The sequence below is a fragment of the Allobosea sp. P4_E12 genome (genome assembly GCF_056401655.1).
Map to the genome: position 1 here is coordinate 1 of NZ_JBFUIY010000034.1, position 16,750 is coordinate 16,750.

A 16,750-nucleotide genomic window follows, 5' to 3' on the forward strand; every position below is an offset into this window, starting at 1 on the left:
CGATGGAGGAGACGATGGAGGAGAAGCTGCGCTTCGCCATCCGCGAAGGCGGCAGGACCGTCGGCGCCGGCGTCGTCGCCAGCATCATCGCGTAACGCGTTTTCGTGAGGGCGAAGGCCCTTCCAAGGGCCTTTGCCTTTTCACGTCACGGAGAGAACAAGACCATGAACGGTCAGAACATCCGGATCCGCCTCAAGGCGTTCGACCACCGCATCCTCGACGCCTCCACGCGCGAGATCGTGTCGACGGCGAAGCGGACAGGCGCCCAGGTTCGCGGGCCCATCCCGCTGCCGACGCTTATCGAGAAGTTCACGGTCAACCGCTCGCCCCACATCGACAAGAAGTCGCGCGAGCAGTTCGAAATGCGGACCCACAAGCGGGTCCTGGACATCGTCGATCCGACCCCCCAGACGGTCGACGCCCTCATGAAGCTCGATCTCGCCGCCGGCGTCGACGTCGAAATCAAGCTCTGATCCATCGTCGGGTCCTCTGTTTCCGGATACCCCGGATGGACATGACCCCAAGAGAAGGTATGCACCGATGCGTTCCGGTGTGATTGCACAGAAAGTCGGGATGACCCGCATCTTCACGGATGCCGGTGAACACATCCCAGTCACCGTGCTGAAGCTCGACAGCTGTCAGGTTGTCGCGCATCGCACGATCGAGAAGAACGGCTATGTCGCCGTTCAGCTCGGGTCGGGCTTGGCCAAGGTCAAGAACGTCTCGAAGGCTGAGCGCGGTCATTTTGCCGTGGCCAAGGTCGAGCCCAAGCGCCAGGTCGTGGAGTTCCGCGTCAGCAACGATGCGTTGATCCCCGTCGGCGCCGAGCTGACTGCCGATCACTTCGTCGTCGGCCAGTTCGTCGATGTCAGCGGCACCACCACCGGTAAGGGTTTTGCCGGCGGTATGAAGCGCTGGAACTTCGGCGGTCTGCGGGCCACGCACGGTGTCTCGGTCTCGCATCGTTCGATCGGTTCGACCGGTGGTCGTCAGGACCCCGGCAAGACCTTCAAGAACAAGAAGATGCCGGGCCATCTCGGTGCCGAGCGCGTGACCACGCAGAACCTGCGCGTCGTCCAGACGGACGCCGAGCGCGGCCTGATCCTGGTCGAGGGCGCCGTTCCCGGCGTTGCCGGCGGCTGGATCCACGTCCGCGACGCCGTCAAGCGCGCCCTGCCGAAGGATGCGCCGCTTCCTGGCAAGTTCAAGGTTGCTGGCGAAACCACGCAGGCTCCTGCGGCTGAAGCAGTTGAGGAGAACGCGTGATGAAGCTCGATATCACCACTCTCGAGGGCGGCAATGCCGGCTCGGTCGAGCTTTCGGACTCGATCTTCGGTCTTGAGCCGCGCGCCGATCTTCTCGCCCGCATGGTGCGCTACCAGCTCGCCAAGCGTCGCGCCGGGACCCACAAGTCCAAGGGGCGTTCGGAAGTCGATCGCACCCGCAAGAAGATCTACAAGCAGAAGGGCACCGGTGGCGCTCGTCACGGTGCAGCTTCGGCTCCGCAGTTCCGCGGCGGCGGCAAGGCCTTCGGTCCGATCGTGCGTGATCATGCGCATGATCTGCCGAAGAAGGTCCGTGCCCTGGCTCTGCGCCATGCGCTCTCGGCCAAGGCCAAGGACGCCGGCCTGATCATCATCGACGACGTCACGCTCGCCGAGCCGAAGACCAAGGTCCTGCTCGGTCACTTCGGCAAGCTGGATCTGTCCAGCGCGCTGGTGATCGGCGGCGCCGAGATCGATGTGAACTTCGGCCTGGCCGCGCGTTCGATCCCGAACGTCGACGTCCTGCCGGTTCAGGGCATCAACGTCTACGACATCCTGCGTCGCGATAAGCTTGTGCTGACGCGCTCGGCTGTCGATGCGCTGGAGGCGCGCTTCAAATGAGCCAGTCTGCAAAGAACCTGGATCCGCGCCACTACGATGTCATTCGTGGCCCGGTGATCACCGAAAAGGCGACCATGCTCTCCGAGCATAACAAAGTCGTCTTCAAGGTCGCGAAGACCGCGACCAAGCCGCAGATCAAGGCGGCTATCGAGAAGTTGTTCGATGTCAAGGTGAAGAGCGTCAATACGCTCGTCACCGAAGGCAAGGTCAAGGTCTTCCGGGGCCGGCTCGGACAGCGTTCGGACGTCAAGAAGGCCGTAGTGACCCTCGAAGAAGGTCACTCGATCGACGTGACCACGGGCCTCTGAGGAAGGATCGTCATCATGGCTTTGAAAAGTTTCAAGCCGATCACGCCGAGCCTTCGCCAGCTCGTGATCGTCGACCGCAGCGAGCTCTACAAGGGCAAGCCGGTCAAGGCTCTCACCGAGGGTAAGTCCTCGAAGGGTGGGCGCAACAATCTCGGCCGCATCACGGTTCGTTTCCGTGGCGGTGGACATAAGCAGAGCTACCGGATCGTCGACTTCAAGCGTCGCGGCAAGCCGGGCGTGGCGGCGACCGTGGAGCGGATCGAGTATGATCCGAACCGCACCGCCTTCATCGCGCTGCTCAAGTACGCTGATGGCGAGCAGGCCTACATCCTGGCGCCGCAGCGCCTGGCGGTCGGCGACAGCGTGATCTCCGGCGACCAGGTCGACATCAAGCCCGGCAATGCTTCGCCGATGGGCGCGATGCCGATCGGCACCATCGTCCACAATGTCGAGCTCAAGATCGGCAAGGGTGGGGCGCTGGCGCGGTCTGCAGGCAACTACGCCCAGATCGTCGGTCGCGACCAGGGCTATGTCATCGTCCGCCTGAACTCGGGCGAACAGCGCCTGATCAGCGGCCTGTGCTATGCTACGGTGGGCGCGGTTTCGAACCCCGACCACATGAACACCAACATGGGCAAGGCCGGTCGCTCGCGCTGGCTCGGCCGTCGTCCGCATAACCGCGGCGTCTCGATGAACCCGGTCGACCACCCGCATGGTGGTGGTGAGGGTCGTACCTCGGGCGGTCGTCACCCGGTCACGCCGTGGGGACTGCCGACCAAGGGCAAGAAGACCCGCTCGAATAAGCGGACCGATACGTTCATCGTGTCGAGCCGTCACGCCCGCAAGAAGAAGAACTGAGGTCCGTCATGGCGCGTTCGATTTGGAAAGGTCCGTTTGTCGACGGATACCTTCTGAAAAAGGCCGAGGTCGCCCGTTCGGCGAGCCGGGCCGAGGTGATCAAGATCTGGAGCCGCCGCTCCACGATCCTTCCGCAGTTCGTCGGTCTGACGTTCGGCGTCTACAACGGTCACAAGCATGTGCCGGTGAACGTGTCCGAGGAAATGGTGGGCCACAAGTTCGGCGAGTTCTCGCCGACGCGCACCTTCCACGGCCACGCTGCCGACAAGAAGGCGAAGAGGAAGTAAGCCATGGGTAAGCCATCCGCCCCCCGTGCGCTGCCGGAGAACGAAGCCGTTGCGGTTGCCCGCAACCTTCGCGTCAGCCCGCAGAAGCTGAACCTCGTCGCTCAGCTCATCCGTGGCAAGAAGGTCTCGACCGCGCTCGCCGATCTCGAGTTCTCGCGTAAGCGGATCTCGCTCGACGTTCGCAAGTGTCTGCAGAGCGCCATCGCCAACGCCGAGAACAATCATGATCTCGACGTCGACGATCTCGTCGTTGCGCAGGCTTTCGTCGGCAAGGCCCTGGTCATGAAGCGCTTCCATGCCCGCGCCCGCGGCCGTGGAGCCCGGATCATGAAGCCCTTCGCGAACATCACGATCGTGGTGCGCGAAGTCCAGGCGGCCAAGGCCTGAGGAGAGAACGATGGGTCAGAAAATCAATCCGATCGGCCTTCGCCTCGGCATCAACCGCACCTGGGACTCGCGCTGGTTCGCGCAGAAGGGTGAGTACGGTCAGCTGCTGCACGAAGACATGAAGATCCGCGCCGCGCTGATGAAGCTGCTGAAGCAGGCGGCGGTCTCCAAGATCATCATCGAGCGCCCGCACAAGAAGTGCCGCGTCACCATCCACTCGGCTCGTCCGGGCGTGGTGATCGGCAAGAAGGGCGCCGATATCGAGAAGCTGCGCAAGGAAGTCTCGAAGCTGACCAAGGCCGATGTGACGATCAACATCGTCGAGGTCCGCAAGCCCGAGATCGACGCCACCCTGGTGGCCGACTCCATCGCTCAGCAGCTCGAGCGTCGCGTCGCGTTCCGTCGCGCCATGAAGCGGGCCGTTCAGTCGGCCATGCGTCTGGGCGCCGAGGGCATCCGCATCAACTGCTCGGGTCGTCTCGGCGGCGCGGAAATCGCGCGCCTGGAATGGTACCGCGAAGGCCGCGTGCCGCTGCACACGCTGCGCGCCGATGTGGATTACGGTGTCGGCACCGCCTTCACCACCTACGGCACGTGCGGCATCAAGGTCTGGATCTTCAAGGGCGAGATCCTCGAACACGACCCGATGGCCCAGGACAAGCGTCTCTCTGACGAAGGTGGTCGCTCCGGCGGTCGCGATCGTCGCGAGCAGGCTGCGTAAGGCTGATCGAGAAGAGCCATGTTGCAACCAAAGCGAACCAAGTTCCGCAAGCAGTTCAAGGGACGCATCTCAGGCGTTGCCAAGGGCGGCACGGACCTCAATTTCGGCCAGTTCGGCCTGAAGGCCCTGATGCCTGAGCGCGTCACGGCCCGTCAGATCGAAGCTGCCCGTCGTGCGATCACTCGCGCCATGAAGCGTGCTGGCCGCGTCTGGATCCGGATCTTCCCGGACGTGCCAGTTTCGAAGAAGCCGACCGAAGTCCGCATGGGCAAGGGCAAGGGCGCCCCTGAATTCTGGGCAGCCAAGGTCAAGCCTGGGCGAATCATGTTCGAGATCGACGGGGTGGAAGAGGAGACGGCGCGCGAGGCGCTTCGTCTCGGCGCCGCCAAGCTGCCGATCAAGACCCGCTTCATCCAGCGCATCGCCGAGTAAGGAGGGCGACATGAAAGCTACGCAACGCCTGTCCGATCTCAAGGTGATGAGTGTCGACCAGCTCCAGGACGAACTCCTGAAGCTGAAGAAGGAGCAGTTTAACCTGCGTTTCCAACGCGCTACCGGCCAGCTCGAGAATACCGCTCGGGTGACTGAGGTGCGCAAGGATATCGCTCGCATCAAGACGCTGCAGCGGTCGAAGACCGTTGCGGCGAGCGCCTGAGGAGTAGGACAATGCCGAAGCGCGTGCTGCAGGGCGTCGTCGTTAGCGACAAGCAGAACAAAACTGTTGTGGTGAAGGTCGAGCGGCGTTATACGCACCCGCTCCTCAAGAAGACTGTTCGCCGGACCAAGAACTATCACGCCCACGATGAGGCGCAGACGTTCAAGGTTGGGGATTCGGTCTGGATTGAGGAATCCAAGCCCATTTCCAAGCTGAAAAGCTGGGTTGTGCTCGACAACGCTCCTAAGGCGTAAGTCACTTTATTGAGGCCAGGGGGCGATCGACCCCCGTCAGTCGTAGTCCGGGTCGGCGCTGACGCCGCGCCCGGAAACCGCGCTGATACAGTTTGGAAGGATCAAGGCCATGATCCAGGTGCAGACGAATCTCGAGGTCGCGGATAACTCCGGCGCCCGTCGTGTGATGTGCATCAAGGTTCTCGGCGGGTCGAAGCGGAAATACGCCGGTGTCGGTGATATTATCGTCGTTTCGATCAAGGAAGCCATTCCCCGCGGCCGCGTGAAGAAGGGCGACGTCATGAAGGCGGTCGTCGTTCGGACCGCTAAGGACGTGAAGCGCGCCGATGGTTCGGTGATCCGTTTCGACCGCAATGCGGCCGTGCTGATCAACAACCAGAAGGAGCCGGTGGGCACCCGTATCTTCGGACCGGTTCCGCGCGAACTTCGCGCCAAGAACCACATGAAGATCATCTCGCTTGCGCCAGAGGTGCTGTAATGGCTGCGAAGATCAAGAAGGGCGACAAGGTCGTCGTGTTGGCCGGCCGTGACAAGGGCAAGGCCGGCGAAGTGCTCCAGGTGCTGCCGAAGGATGCCCGCGCCGTGGTGCGTGGCGTCAACCTCGTGAAGAAGCACACCAAGGCCTCGGCACAGTCCGAGGGTGGCATCATCAGCAAGGAGGCCACGATCGATCTGTCGAACCTGGCCGTCGCCGATCCCAAGGACGGCAAGCCGACCCGCGTCGGTTTCAAGGTGCTCGATGACGGCCGCAAGGTGCGTTTCGCCAAGCGTTCGGGAGATCTGATCGATGGCTGAGAATCAGCAGGCGGCTCTCACGCCGCGCATGAAGAAGCATTACGAGGACGTCGTTCGTCCGGCGATGATCGCCGAGTTCGGCTACAAGAACGTGATGGAAGTCCCGACGATCGAGAAGGTCGTCATCAACATGGGCGTGGGCGAAGCGACTGCCGACCGTAAAAAGGTCGACAGTGCAGCTGGCGACCTCGCCATGATCGCCGGTCAGAGGCCGGTCATCACCAAGTCCCGCCTCGCCATCGCCGGCTTCAAGCTGCGCGAGAACATGGCGGTTGGCTGCAAGGTCACGCTGCGCAAGACCAAGATGTTCGAGTTCGTCGACCGGCTCGTCACCATCGCCTTGCCGCGCGTGCGCGACTTCCGTGGTCTCAACCCGAAGTCGTTCGACGGGCGCGGCAATTTCGCGCTCGGCATCAAGGAGCACATCGTGTTCCCTGAGATCAACTACGACAAGGTCGACCAGGTCTGGGGCATGGACGTGATCGTCTGCACGACTGCGAAGTCGGACGACGAAGCGCGCGCTCTGCTCAAGCACTTCAACTTCCCGTTCCGGCAGTGAGCCTTACCGCTCATACGCGGAAACCAGGAGAGATCGATGGCTAAGAAAAGCTCCGTCGAGAAGAACGAACACCGCAGGCAGCTCGTGAAGAAGTACGCGGGCAAGCGGGCGCGTCTTCTCGCGATCGCGAATGACGAGAGCCAGTCCATGGACGAGCGCTTCCTTGCTCGCCTCAAGCTGGCTGAACTGCCGCGCAACTCGGCTGCAAACCGGGTGCGCAACCGCTGCGAAGTGACCGGCCGTCCGCGCGCCGTGTATCGCAAGCTGAAGATGTCGCGCGTTGCTCTGCGCGAGCTCGGCAACAAGGGGCTGGTTCCCGGCCTCGTCAAGTCGAGCTGGTGAGGAGGACGCATCATGGCGATCATTGATCCGCTTGGCGATATGCTGACCCGCATCCGCAATGCGCAGATGCGGCGCAAGTCGCGCGTGACCACCCCGGGCTCGAAGCTTCGTGCCCGCGTGCTCGACGTGCTTCAGGCCGAGGGTTACATCCGCGGCTATTCCACGACCGAGTTCGGCAATGGCCGGACCGAGTTCGACATCGAGCTGAAGTACCATGAGGGGCAGCCGGTCATCCGTGCCATCTCTCGGGTCTCGAAGCCCGGCCGCCGCGTCTACTCTTCGGTGGACACGATGCCGCGCGTGGCCGACGGCCTCGGCGTGACCATCGTCTCCACGCCGAAGGGCGTGATGCCCGATCATCTTGCCCGCGAGCAGAACGTGGGCGGCGAAGTGCTTTGCAAGGTCTTCTGACCTTCTGCGCCGCTCATCAGGAGAAATCCAATGTCTCGTATCGGTAAAAAGCCTGTTCCGGTTCCCGCTGGCGTAACCGCCAACGTGTCCGGCCAGCTCGTGAGCATCAAGGGCTCGAAGGGGGAACTCTCCTTCTCCGTGCCCGATGATGTCTCGGTTGCGCTCGAGAACGGCGCCATCGCCGTTCAGCCGCGCTCGCAGAGCAAGCGTGCGCGCTCGCTCTGGGGCACGTCCCGGGCTCGCGTCGCCAATCTGGTGACGGGCGTCACCAACGGCTTCGAGAAGAAGCTTGAGATCAACGGCGTCGGCTACAAGGCCGCCGTCACCGGCAAGGTGCTCAAGCTGTCGCTCGGCTACAGCCACGACATCGACTATGCGATCCCGGCCGGGGTCGCGATCGTCACGCCGAAGCCGACTGAAATCGTCATCACCGGCATCGACAAGCAGGTGGTCGGCCAGACCGCCGCTGAGATCCGCGACTATCGCGGTCCCGAGCCCTACAAGGGCAAGGGCGTCAAGTACGCCGGCGAATTCATCTTCCGCAAGGAAGGGAAGAAGAAGTAAGGACGCGAGCCATGAGCAAGCAGACAGAAAACACTGCGCGCCGCCGGGCCCGTGTCCGTCGCGCCATCAAGGCGGTCGCCAATGGCCGCGCTCGCCTGTCGGTGCATCGCACCGGCAAGCAGATCTATGCCCAGGTCATCGACGACGCGAAGGGCATCACCCTCGCGTCGGCCTCGAGCCTGGACAAGGACATCCGCGGCGACATCAAGTCGGGCGCGAATGTCGAGGCTGCGGCCACGATCGGCAAGTTGGTTGCCGAGCGTGCGGTCAAGGCCGGCGTGAAGGACGTGGTCTTCGATCGCGGCTCCTACATGTATCATGGTCGCGTCAAGGCGCTTGCCGATGCGGCCCGCGAGGCCGGACTGAACTTCTGACATCCCATCCGGGATGCTCGAGCGAGCGGCGCTGCATCAGGCAGCGTCCGCGCAAGTAAGAGGATGACATGGCGAGAGAACCTCGTGACCGTCAGGATCGCGAAGAGCGCGATTCGGAATTCGTGGATCGTCTGGTCCACATCAATCGCGTCGCCAAGGTGGTGAAGGGCGGCCGTCGTTTCGGCTTTGCTGCCCTCGTCGTCGTCGGTGACCAGAAGGGCCGCGTCGGCTTCGGCCATGGCAAGGCTCGCGAAGTGCCGGAAGCCATCCGCAAGGCGACTGAAGCCGCCAAGCGCGGGCTGGTCCGCATTCCGCTGCGCGAAGGCCGCACGCTCCATCACGACGTCCAGGGCCGCCACGGCGCCGGTCGCGTCGTGCTGCGTGCAGCTCCGGCCGGTACCGGCATCATCGCCGGTGGTCCGATGCGCGCCGTCTTCGAGGCGGTTGGCATGCAGGATGTCGTGTCGAAGTCGCTCGGTTCGTCGAACCCCTACAACCTCGTGCGCGCCACCTTCTCGGCGCTCAAGAACGAGGACAGCCCGCGTGGCGTCGCCGCGCGCCGCAGCCTGAAGGTTTCGGCCCTGCAGTCGCGTCGTCGCGATGCCGGCACCGACGCCGCGGCCGAAGCGTGAGGGCTGCACCATGGCAAAAGCTGAAAAGACCGTGGTCGTCGAGCAGATCGGTAGCCCGATCCGCCGTGAGGCCTCGCAGCGCCAGACCCTGATCGGTCTCGGCCTGAACAAGATCCGCCGCCAATCGACCCTGCAGGACACCGCTTCCGTCCGTGGCATGATCGAGAAGGTCAAGCACCTCGTCCGCGTCGTCGACGCGAAGTGAGGGGGATTGTCCGATGAAACTCACAGACATTCGTGACAACGAAGGCGCCCACAAGTCCCGCATCCGTGTCGGCCGTGGTATCGGCTCCGGCAAGGGCAAGACTGGTGGACGCGGCGTCAAGGGTCAGAAGGCCCGTGCCGGCGTGGCGGTCAAGGGCTTCGAAGGCGGTCAGATGCCGCTTTATCGTCGCCTGCCGAAGCGCGGCTTCCACAACCTCTTCGCCAAGGAACTGAACGAGGTCAATCTCGGTCGGATCCAGCAGGCGGTCGAGGCCGGCAAGCTCGACGGCAAGGGCGTCGTCACCATCGAGGCGCTGGTTGCGGCTGGCGTGATCTCGAAGGCGGCCCCCGACGGCGTCAAGATCCTCGGCGTCGGCGAACTGAAGACGAAGCTTGCCTTCGAAGTGGCAGGCGCGTCGAAGTCGGCGGTCGAGGCCATCGAAAAGGCTGGCGGCTCGGTCAAGATCCTGGCGGCTGCTGCTTCACAGGCGTGACAGCGACGCTTACATGAGCGATTGCGAACGGCGGCCAGGCCAGAAGCCTAGGCCGCCGTTCGACTGTTTGACGTTTATTCCGATCAAGGACCGGACGCATGGCATCGGCGGCTGAACAGCTTGCGGCAAACCTGAATTTCGGCGCGCTCGCGAAGGCGGACGAGCTCAAGAAGCGGATCTGGTTCACGCTGGGGGCGCTCATCGTCTACCGGCTCGGTACCTATATCCCGCTGCCGGGCATGAACCCCGACGCCGTTGCCGACCTGTTCAAACAGTCGCAGACCGGCGTGCTCGGCCTGTTCAACATGTTTTCGGGCGGTGCCGTCGGGCGACTGGCGATCTTTGCGCTCGCGATCATGCCCTATATATCGGCCTCGATCATCATCCAGCTCCTGTCGAGCGTGGTGCCGACCTTCGAGGCGCTGAAGAAGGAAGGCGAGCAGGGCCGCAAGGTCCTCAACCAGTACACCCGCTACCTGACCCTCGTGCTGGCCGTGTTCCAGGCCTACGGCATCGGTGTCGGCCTGCAGGGGTCCGGCAATCTGGTGCTCGAACCCGGCCCGTTCTTCCTGCTCTCGACGACGATCACGCTGGTCGGCGGTACGATGTTCCTGCTCTGGCTCGGTGAACAGATCACCAGCCGCGGCATCGGCAACGGCACCTCGATGATCATCTTCTCGGGCATCATCGCGGAATTCCCGTCGCAGCTCGCCCAGACCCTCGAGCTTGGCCGTCAGGGCGCGATTTCGACCGGCCTGCTGCTGCTGATCCTGGTCATGGCCATCTGCGTCATCGCCTTCTGCGTGTTCATGGAGCGGGCCCAGCGCCGCCTGCTGATCAACTATCCCAAGCGCCAGGTCGGCAACCGCATGTACGAGGGCCAGACCTCGTTCCTGCCGCTGAAGCTCAACACGTCGGGCGTCATCCCGCCGATCTTCGCCTCCTCGCTGCTGCTGCTGCCGACGACGATCGCCAGCTTCTCGCAGGCCTCGGGCGGCACCGGCATGCTGTCGACGGTGGCGACCTATCTGGCGCATGGCCGGCCGCTGTTCATGATCCTCTACGCCGCGCTGATCATCTTCTTCTGCTTCTTCTACACCGCCATCGTGTTCAATCCGGTCGAGACGGCGGACAATCTGAAGAAGCATGGCGGCTTCATGCCGGGCATCCGCCCGGGCGAGCGCACCGCCGAGCATATCGACCGCGTGCTGACCCGGATCACCGTTCTCGGCGCAGGCTATCTGACTATTGTCTGCCTTATCCCCGAGTTCATGATCACGTATGCCCAGATTCCGATCATCCTCCTGGGCGGCACCTCGCTGCTCATCGTGGTGACGACAACCATGGATACCGTGGCGCAGGTTCACGGGCATCTGCTGGCCCACCAGTATGAGGGGCTGGTCAAGAAGGCGAAGTTGCGAGGGGCGAGGCGCTGATGCGATTGATCTTCCTGGGGCCGCCGGGGGCGGGCAAGGGTACTCAGGCAACCCGTATCGTCGAGAAGCATGGCATTCCGCAGCTCTCGACCGGCGACATGCTCCGGGCCGCGGTTGCGGCCGGGACGCCGGTGGGGCTCAAGGCCAAGGCGGTGATGGATGCCGGCGGACTGGTCTCGGACGATATCGTCATCGGGATCGTTGCCGATCGCATCGAAGAGCCGGACGCGAAGCGGGGCTTCATCCTCGACGGCTTTCCGCGCACGCTGGCCCAGGCCGAGGCGCTCGACGCCATGCTGGCGCAGAAGGGGCTGAAGCTCGACGCGGTCCTGGAGCTCACGGTCGATCAGGACAAGCTCGTCGACCGGATCATCCGTCGTGCCGAAGAGGCGAAGGCGGCCGGGCAACCGGTGCGCAAGGATGACGATCCGGTGGTCTTCAAGACCCGGCTCGAAGCCTATAACCGCGATACCGCTGTGGTTTCGCCCTATTATGCGAAGCGTGGCCAGCTCACTGCGATCGACGGCATGAAGCCGATCGACGAGGTGACGGGTGCGATCTGCAAGGCACTCGGCGCTTAGCAATGCGCGGGCACGGGTTCGGCATCGGGCTCGTACTTCTGACCTTGCTGTCGTCAGCGATATCAGCCCCGGCGGAGACGGTTCTCGTCGCGCCGGGGATTTCTGTTTCGAAGAGGGCGTATGCCGCCCCGCTCAACGAAGCCCGGAACGCGCTTGCGGCAGGTGCCGAATCGATTTCGGTCGGGCGGGGCGCAGTCCGCTTGAGCTGGGCTGAGCCGTAACGCCGCCTGCCGGCCGAGTAAGAGCAGCTTCGAGGAAGCTGGCATGATTCCTGAGTTCGGCGGGTTGACTCAAGAGCTTCGACCGACTAACGACCCTCATCCGGTTGCATGTGGCGATGCCGTTACCTTCGCGAGGAGGGGCGACGTCGCGTTCTCGCATGGAGCCGATTCAACGCTCGCAGGGGCCGGCCTCCACCGGACGCGGGTAGGTTTTCACTGCCGGGCAGCCATCGGGCGCCTCGGCCGACAATGGAGAAGAGACCATGGCTCGTATCGCGGGCGTTAACATTCCGACCGGCAAGCGCGTCGTCATCGGTTTGCAGTATATCCACGGCATCGGTGCCCAGAAGGCCAAGGAAATCTGCCAGAAGGTCGGCATCGCCGACGAGCGTCGCGTCAACCAGCTGACCGACGCGGAGGTGCTTCAGATCCGTGAGACGATCGACCGCGACTACCTTGTCGAGGGCGACCTGCGTCGTGAAGTCTCGATGAACATCAAGCGCCTGATGGATCTCGGCTGCTATCGCGGTCTGCGTCATCGTCGCTCGCTGCCGGTCCGTGGCCAGCGCACGCATACCAATGCGCGCACCCGCAAGGGCAAGGCCAAGCCGATCGCCGGCAAGAAGAAGTGAGTTTCGGCGGGCCGGTCATCCGGCCCGCTGTCTATGCGTCGCCTGACCCGTTCAAGGGCAGGCGACATCCCCAGCGCCTGGCATGACGGGCGCGCTCGAAGGATGAAAGAAAGAGACCATGGCCAAGGAAGCCCAGCGCGTTCGTCGTCGTGAACGCAAGAACATCGTTTCTGGCGTCGCGCATGTGAACGCCTCGTTCAACAACACCATGATCACCATCACCGACGCCCAGGGCAACACGATCTCGTGGTCGTCCGCCGGCACCATGGGCTTCAAGGGTTCGCGCAAGTCGACCCCCTATGCCGCCCAGGTCGCGGCCGAGGATGCGGCCCGCAAGGCTGCCGAGCACGGCATGCGCACCCTCGAAGTCGAGGTGACGGGCCCGGGTTCGGGGCGTGAATCGGCTCTGCGCGCCCTCCAGGCCGCCGGCTTCACCGTGACCTCGATCCGCGACGTGACGCCGATCCCGCACAATGGCTGCCGGCCGCGCAAGCGCCGTCGCGTCTGACGCCCGGATTGGATTGCGGCGCTCGCACTGGCGGGCGCCGGTACGGGGCGGCCCGTCGCCGCCGAGAGATGAAGCACCAGGAGTGCGGTCGTGATCAGCAAGAACTGGCAGGATTTGTCCAAGCCGAACAAGCTCGAAATCAAGGTCGGAGACGACCCCAAGCGCCATGCTACCGTGATCGCTCGTCCGCTCGAGCGCGGCTTCGGCATGACGCTCGGCAACGCGCTGCGGCGCGTGCTGCTCTCCTCGCTTCAGGGCGCTGCGGTCACCGCCGTCCAGATCGACGGCGTGCTGCATGAGTTCTCGTCGATTCCCGGCGTTCGCGAGGACGTCACCGACATCGTCCTCAACATCAAGGCGATCGCCGTCAAGATGCAGGGCGAGGGCCCCAAGCGTATGACCCTGCGCAAGTCGGGCCCGGGCACCGTCACCGCCGGTGACATCAACACCGTCGGCGATGTGTCGATCCTCAACCCCGAGCTCGTGCTCTGCACGCTGGACGAGGGTGCCGAGATCCGCATGGAGTTCACGGTCAATACCGGCAAGGGCTATGTCCCGTCCGAGCAGAACCGTCCCGAGGATGCACCGATCGGCCTGATCCCGGTCGACAGCCTCTATTCGCCGGTCAAGAAGGTCTCCTATCGCGTTGAGAACACCCGTGAGGGCCAGAATCTCGACCGCGACATGCTGACCCTGCAGATCGAGACCAACGGCTCGGTCACTCCCGAGGACGCGCTGGCGCTCGCCGCCCGCATCCTGCAGGACCAGCTTGCCGTCTTCATCACCTTCGAGGAGCCGCGCAAGGAAGAGGCCGTCTCGACCGCGCCGCAGCTGCCCTTCAACCCGGCGCTGCTCAAGAAGGTCGACGAGCTCGAGCTTTCGGTGCGTTCGGCGAACTGCCTGAAGAACGACAACATCGTCTATATCGGCGACCTGATCCAGAAGTCGGAGGGCGAGATGCTTCGTACCCCGAACTTCGGCCGCAAGTCGCTGAACGAGATCAAGGAAGTGCTCGCGACCATGGGCCTCCATCTCGGCATGGACGTGACCGGCTGGCCGCCGGAGAACATCGAAGAGCTGGCGAAGCGCTTCGAAGAGCATTACTGATCCCGCCGGCGCGGAGCTTGCCTCCGCGCCTGTTTCCCGCACGGTGCGTGAGCGCCGGAGCATAATGAACGGCCGTACCGTGGCACGGCGGCCGTAATCACAGGAGAGCCAAATGCGTCACGGTTTCCGCGGTCGTCGTTTCAACCGCTCGGTTGAGCATCGCAAGGCGATGTTCGCCAACATGTCCCAGGCCCTGATCAAGCATGAGCAGATCACCACCACGCTGCCGAAGGCCAAGGACCTGCGTCCGGTCGTCGAGAAGCTGGTGACCCTCGCCAAGCGCGGCGACCTGCACGCCCGCCGTCAGGCGATCGCCCAGATCAAGGATGTCGCACTCGTCGGCAAGCTCTTCGCGGTCCTCGGCCCGCGCTACAAGGAGCGCAATGGCGGCTATCTGCGCATCATGAAGGCCGGCTTCCGCTTCGGCGACAACGCCCCGCTCGCCGTGATCGAGTTCGTCGATCGCGATGTCGATGCCAAGGGCAAGGATTCCGGCCCGGTCTTCACGGCTGACGACGAAGCCGCCTGAGCAAGGCTGCTTCCCCGGAGATTTGAAGAGCGGCCGCAAGGCCGCCTTTTCTTTTGCGAAGGGGCCGGGGAGGCGCGCGACCCGGATGTCGGCCTCTGCGATGACGTATGGACACAGTCCGACGGGGCTCTCGACCGCCATTGGTGGTGGAAATGAAGGCTCGCGCGGGGCGCGGATGACATCGACCGGCCCGGAGCGGACGGCCATCAAGCGCGGGAGGCCCAGAGCTTCGTTCGCGGTGACAGGCGGGGCATCGCGTTTCGCGTCAGTAGGCGCTGGATCGGCAACTGATGCCGAAGATTATTGCTCGAAACGCCGCTTGTGCGCCACAAAGCGCAATGGTCAAGCTTCCCAGCGAAAACCGCCCGCAAGAGGCGGCCCCGGAGGGAGAGACTGATGATTTCAAGACTATTGACCACGCGGCGGCTGGCGCTGACGGCGATGTTGGCGCTGGCGGCTCCCGCCCTGGCGCAGGACGGCTATCCCAACAAGCCGATCACCATGATCGTGCCATTCGCAGCCGGGGGCTCCTCCGACGTGATCGCACGGCTGGTCGGCGACGAGATGGGGCGGGTGCTCGGCCAGCGCATCGTCATGGAGAACATGGCAGGGGCGGGGGGCGCGACGGCGCTGACGCGCGCCGCCAAGGCCGATCCCGATGGCTACACTATCGTCATCGGCAATAGCGGAACCAATGCTGCGTCCTATTCGATCTATCCGGATCTGAAATACACCCAGGCCGATTTCGCGCCGATCGGCCTCGTCGCCAAGACATCGCCGATGATCGCGCTCAAGCTCGATTTTCCGGCCAAGAACCTGATGGAGTTCGTCGACTATGCCAAGAAGAACCCCGGCAAGGTCAGTCTCGGGCATGCTGGTGTCGGCTCGTCGAATTATCTGATCTGCCGGAACTTCATCAAGGCGGCTGGTGTCGAGGTTGCGCTCGTCAGTTATCGGGGCGCAGGACCGGCTTTGAACGACCTGATGGGCGGGCAGATCGACGGCGTCTGCGATGCTGCAACCTCGCTCTCGGGCGCGGTGCAGGGAGCCAAGGTCAAGGCGCTCGTGGTCGCGACACCGAGCCGGCTCGACAGCCTTCCGGATGTGCCAACCTCCAGGGAGGCCGGGCTGCCGGCTTTCGAGGCCCAGGGCTGGAATGCGCTCTTCGGCCCAAAAAGCCTGCCTGAACCGATCGTCACCAAGCTGAATCAGGCTTTGCGGACCGCGCTTGCGAGCCCGAACCTGCAAGCTCGATTCAAGGAGCTTTCGTCCGTGCTGCCAGCCGAGAACGAACTCACGCCTGCCCATGTCGGCGCGATGGTTCCGGGCGAGATCGAAAAGTACAAGATCCTGCTTCAGGACAAGTGAGGCTTGGCCCTATGCTCGCTGGCGGGCAAGCTCGCCAGCGAGATCCAGCAGCACGTCGGCAGGCTGGACCTGGAGATCGGCCTCTGGCGTGACACCGTAGAGACCGAAGATGAAGTGCGTGGTCTCGTCATGTTCGGCGAGGCCCATCGACCAGTTCTGGAAGCTCCGGGCCGCAATCTGCTCTTCGGCCAGCAGGCGGATCCCGGTATGGCGTGGATCGACCACGATCCGGCCATATGTCTCCGCGACATTATGCGCCTCGCCTTCGAGCACCTGCGCGAAGGCCCCGGGCGTCACCAGGAGAAATCCCGTCACCTCGTTCTGTACGTTCAGCCGCTGGGCGCTGGCGATCATCCTGCCAACCTCCTCACTGCGATTGGCCTCGACGAGGCGACTCCGGCTGGCATAAACAAGACGTATCAGACTCAAGGGACCAGCTCCTTCGCGGATCTTTGCTCGACTGACCCGTTCGATGATCCGGATGGCGCCAGTGGCGTCGCGGGCGAAGAGATTTCCCGGGAATGGTTCGTATTGGAAGACTTGGAACGCCGCGAGCGGTGTTTTGCTTCAGCGTGGAGACAGGAATGAAGCGCGGGATCATGCCGGTCCGTTTCGGAAGAACTGCCTTGCCGACCGC

Annotated in this window: 30 protein-coding genes; 29 read left to right on the forward strand and 1 reads right to left on the reverse strand. The window is 63.6% G+C overall.

The features are described 5' to 3' along the window. From AC1DW9_RS29455 to AC1DW9_RS29595, 29 genes are all read left to right on the forward strand, one after another. A partial coding sequence (locus AC1DW9_RS29455; protein ID WP_476855260.1) for an EF-Tu C-terminal domain-related protein occupies window positions 1–95 on the forward strand: 95 nt, incomplete at its 5' end. A 69-nt stretch (window positions 96–164) separates the two neighbouring features. Then, a complete protein-coding gene (gene rpsJ, locus AC1DW9_RS29460) occupies window positions 165–473 on the forward strand; it encodes a 30S ribosomal protein S10 (protein ID WP_043237115.1) in 309 nt (102 codons plus the stop codon). A gap of 67 nt (window positions 474–540) precedes the next feature. Then, the gene (gene rplC, locus AC1DW9_RS29465) at window positions 541–1,266 is read left to right on the forward strand and encodes a 50S ribosomal protein L3 (RefSeq protein ID WP_113517770.1); all 726 of its coding nucleotides are present in this window, start codon (window positions 541–543) and stop codon (window positions 1,264–1,266) included. Continuing rightward, window positions 1,266–1,886, forward strand: a complete 621-nt coding sequence (gene rplD / locus AC1DW9_RS29470) for a 50S ribosomal protein L4 (RefSeq protein ID WP_069880165.1) — start codon at window positions 1,266–1,268, stop codon at window positions 1,884–1,886. The genes rplC and rplD overlap by 1 nt, the downstream gene beginning before the upstream one ends. Further along, the gene (locus AC1DW9_RS29475; RefSeq protein ID WP_043237110.1) at window positions 1,883–2,194 is read left to right on the forward strand and encodes a 50S ribosomal protein L23; all 312 of its coding nucleotides are present in this window, start codon (window positions 1,883–1,885) and stop codon (window positions 2,192–2,194) included. Before rplD ends, AC1DW9_RS29475 begins: the two co-directional genes overlap by 4 nt. Before the next feature lie 15 nt (window positions 2,195–2,209). After that, the gene (gene rplB / locus AC1DW9_RS29480; RefSeq protein WP_069880166.1) at window positions 2,210–3,052 is read left to right on the forward strand and encodes a 50S ribosomal protein L2; all 843 of its coding nucleotides are present in this window, start codon (window positions 2,210–2,212) and stop codon (window positions 3,050–3,052) included. Window positions 3,053–3,060: 8 nt separating this feature from the next. Further along, the gene (rpsS, locus tag AC1DW9_RS29485; RefSeq protein ID WP_043237107.1) at window positions 3,061–3,339 is read left to right on the forward strand and encodes a 30S ribosomal protein S19; all 279 of its coding nucleotides are present in this window, start codon (window positions 3,061–3,063) and stop codon (window positions 3,337–3,339) included. Window positions 3,340–3,342: 3 nt separating this feature from the next. Beyond that, a complete protein-coding gene (gene rplV / locus AC1DW9_RS29490; protein WP_043237105.1) occupies window positions 3,343–3,726 on the forward strand; it encodes a 50S ribosomal protein L22 in 384 nt (127 codons plus the stop codon). A 10-nt stretch (window positions 3,727–3,736) separates the two neighbouring features. Continuing rightward, complete coding sequence (gene rpsC / locus AC1DW9_RS29495; RefSeq protein ID WP_043237104.1) at window positions 3,737–4,447, forward strand: 30S ribosomal protein S3; 711 nt, start codon at window positions 3,737–3,739, stop codon at window positions 4,445–4,447. Window positions 4,448–4,465: 18 nt separating this feature from the next. Continuing rightward, window positions 4,466–4,879, forward strand: a complete 414-nt coding sequence (rplP, locus tag AC1DW9_RS29500; protein WP_043237103.1) for a 50S ribosomal protein L16 — start codon at window positions 4,466–4,468, stop codon at window positions 4,877–4,879. 10 nt (window positions 4,880–4,889) lie between these two features. Further along, window positions 4,890–5,102 carry a 50S ribosomal protein L29 gene (rpmC, locus tag AC1DW9_RS29505; RefSeq protein ID WP_043237102.1) on the forward strand — a complete coding sequence of 71 codons (213 nt, stop codon included), beginning with the start codon at window positions 4,890–4,892 and terminating at the stop codon, window positions 5,100–5,102. An 11-nt stretch (window positions 5,103–5,113) separates the two neighbouring features. Next, the gene (rpsQ, locus tag AC1DW9_RS29510; RefSeq protein WP_043237101.1) at window positions 5,114–5,356 is read left to right on the forward strand and encodes a 30S ribosomal protein S17; all 243 of its coding nucleotides are present in this window, start codon (window positions 5,114–5,116) and stop codon (window positions 5,354–5,356) included. A 109-nt stretch (window positions 5,357–5,465) separates the two neighbouring features. After that, window positions 5,466–5,834: a 50S ribosomal protein L14 gene (rplN, locus tag AC1DW9_RS29515; RefSeq protein ID WP_043237099.1), complete on the forward strand. Its 369-nt coding sequence runs from the start codon at window positions 5,466–5,468 to the stop codon at window positions 5,832–5,834. Further along, the gene (rplX, locus tag AC1DW9_RS29520) at window positions 5,834–6,151 is read left to right on the forward strand and encodes a 50S ribosomal protein L24 (RefSeq protein ID WP_043237098.1); all 318 of its coding nucleotides are present in this window, start codon (window positions 5,834–5,836) and stop codon (window positions 6,149–6,151) included. The genes rplN and rplX overlap by 1 nt, the downstream gene beginning before the upstream one ends. After that, the gene (rplE, locus tag AC1DW9_RS29525) at window positions 6,144–6,710 is read left to right on the forward strand and encodes a 50S ribosomal protein L5 (protein WP_043237096.1); all 567 of its coding nucleotides are present in this window, start codon (window positions 6,144–6,146) and stop codon (window positions 6,708–6,710) included. The genes rplX and rplE overlap by 8 nt, the downstream gene beginning before the upstream one ends. A gap of 36 nt (window positions 6,711–6,746) precedes the next feature. Next, on the forward strand, window positions 6,747–7,052 hold the full coding sequence (rpsN, locus tag AC1DW9_RS29530; protein ID WP_043237095.1) for a 30S ribosomal protein S14: 306 nt from the start codon (window positions 6,747–6,749) through the stop codon (window positions 7,050–7,052). A gap of 12 nt (window positions 7,053–7,064) precedes the next feature. Next, window positions 7,065–7,463, forward strand: coding sequence for a 30S ribosomal protein S8 (rpsH, locus tag AC1DW9_RS29535; protein WP_043237093.1), 399 nt, complete (start codon window positions 7,065–7,067; stop codon window positions 7,461–7,463). Between the two features lie 30 nt (window positions 7,464–7,493). Next, window positions 7,494–8,027 carry a 50S ribosomal protein L6 gene (gene rplF, locus AC1DW9_RS29540; protein ID WP_043237092.1) on the forward strand — a complete coding sequence of 178 codons (534 nt, stop codon included), beginning with the start codon at window positions 7,494–7,496 and terminating at the stop codon, window positions 8,025–8,027. Window positions 8,028–8,038: 11 nt separating this feature from the next. Then, entirely contained in the window at window positions 8,039–8,401 is a 363-nt protein-coding gene (gene rplR, locus AC1DW9_RS29545) for a 50S ribosomal protein L18 (RefSeq protein WP_441493285.1), read from the forward strand. Between the two features lie 68 nt (window positions 8,402–8,469). Continuing rightward, complete coding sequence (rpsE, locus tag AC1DW9_RS29550) at window positions 8,470–9,033, forward strand: 30S ribosomal protein S5 (RefSeq protein ID WP_113517766.1); 564 nt, start codon at window positions 8,470–8,472, stop codon at window positions 9,031–9,033. Window positions 9,034–9,043: 10 nt separating this feature from the next. Beyond that, window positions 9,044–9,238: a 50S ribosomal protein L30 gene (rpmD, locus tag AC1DW9_RS29555; RefSeq protein WP_069882649.1), complete on the forward strand. Its 195-nt coding sequence runs from the start codon at window positions 9,044–9,046 to the stop codon at window positions 9,236–9,238. Window positions 9,239–9,251: 13 nt separating this feature from the next. Further along, window positions 9,252–9,731 (forward strand): 50S ribosomal protein L15, encoded by a 480-nt coding sequence (gene rplO / locus AC1DW9_RS29560; RefSeq protein WP_069880172.1) that lies wholly within the window; start codon window positions 9,252–9,254, stop codon window positions 9,729–9,731. A gap of 98 nt (window positions 9,732–9,829) precedes the next feature. Continuing rightward, the gene (gene secY, locus AC1DW9_RS29565; protein ID WP_069880173.1) at window positions 9,830–11,167 is read left to right on the forward strand and encodes a preprotein translocase subunit SecY; all 1,338 of its coding nucleotides are present in this window, start codon (window positions 9,830–9,832) and stop codon (window positions 11,165–11,167) included. Next, on the forward strand, window positions 11,167–11,748 hold the full coding sequence (locus AC1DW9_RS29570) for an adenylate kinase (RefSeq protein ID WP_441508489.1): 582 nt from the start codon (window positions 11,167–11,169) through the stop codon (window positions 11,746–11,748). The genes secY and AC1DW9_RS29570 overlap by 1 nt, the downstream gene beginning before the upstream one ends. A 484-nt stretch (window positions 11,749–12,232) precedes the next feature. Continuing rightward, window positions 12,233–12,601: a 30S ribosomal protein S13 gene (gene rpsM, locus AC1DW9_RS29575; protein ID WP_043237082.1), complete on the forward strand. Its 369-nt coding sequence runs from the start codon at window positions 12,233–12,235 to the stop codon at window positions 12,599–12,601. A gap of 118 nt (window positions 12,602–12,719) precedes the next feature. Beyond that, window positions 12,720–13,109 (forward strand): 30S ribosomal protein S11, encoded by a 390-nt coding sequence (gene rpsK / locus AC1DW9_RS29580; protein ID WP_043237079.1) that lies wholly within the window; start codon window positions 12,720–12,722, stop codon window positions 13,107–13,109. Between the two features lie 90 nt (window positions 13,110–13,199). Then, window positions 13,200–14,216 (forward strand): DNA-directed RNA polymerase subunit alpha, encoded by a 1,017-nt coding sequence (locus tag AC1DW9_RS29585; RefSeq protein ID WP_043237077.1) that lies wholly within the window; start codon window positions 13,200–13,202, stop codon window positions 14,214–14,216. Between the two features lie 112 nt (window positions 14,217–14,328). Beyond that, window positions 14,329–14,745 carry a 50S ribosomal protein L17 gene (gene rplQ / locus AC1DW9_RS29590; protein ID WP_113517762.1) on the forward strand — a complete coding sequence of 139 codons (417 nt, stop codon included), beginning with the start codon at window positions 14,329–14,331 and terminating at the stop codon, window positions 14,743–14,745. Window positions 14,746–15,141: 396 nt separating this feature from the next. Then, window positions 15,142–16,113: a tripartite tricarboxylate transporter substrate-binding protein gene (locus tag AC1DW9_RS29595; RefSeq protein WP_441493283.1), complete on the forward strand. Its 972-nt coding sequence runs from the start codon at window positions 15,142–15,144 to the stop codon at window positions 16,111–16,113. Window positions 16,114–16,122: 9 nt separating this feature from the next. Here AC1DW9_RS29595 and AC1DW9_RS29600 read toward each other — a convergent pair whose 3' ends face one another. Then, window positions 16,123–16,542: a BLUF domain-containing protein gene (locus AC1DW9_RS29600; protein ID WP_441493282.1), complete on the reverse strand. Its 420-nt coding sequence runs from the start codon at window positions 16,540–16,542 to the stop codon at window positions 16,123–16,125. Window positions 16,543–16,750: the final 208 nt, after the last annotated feature.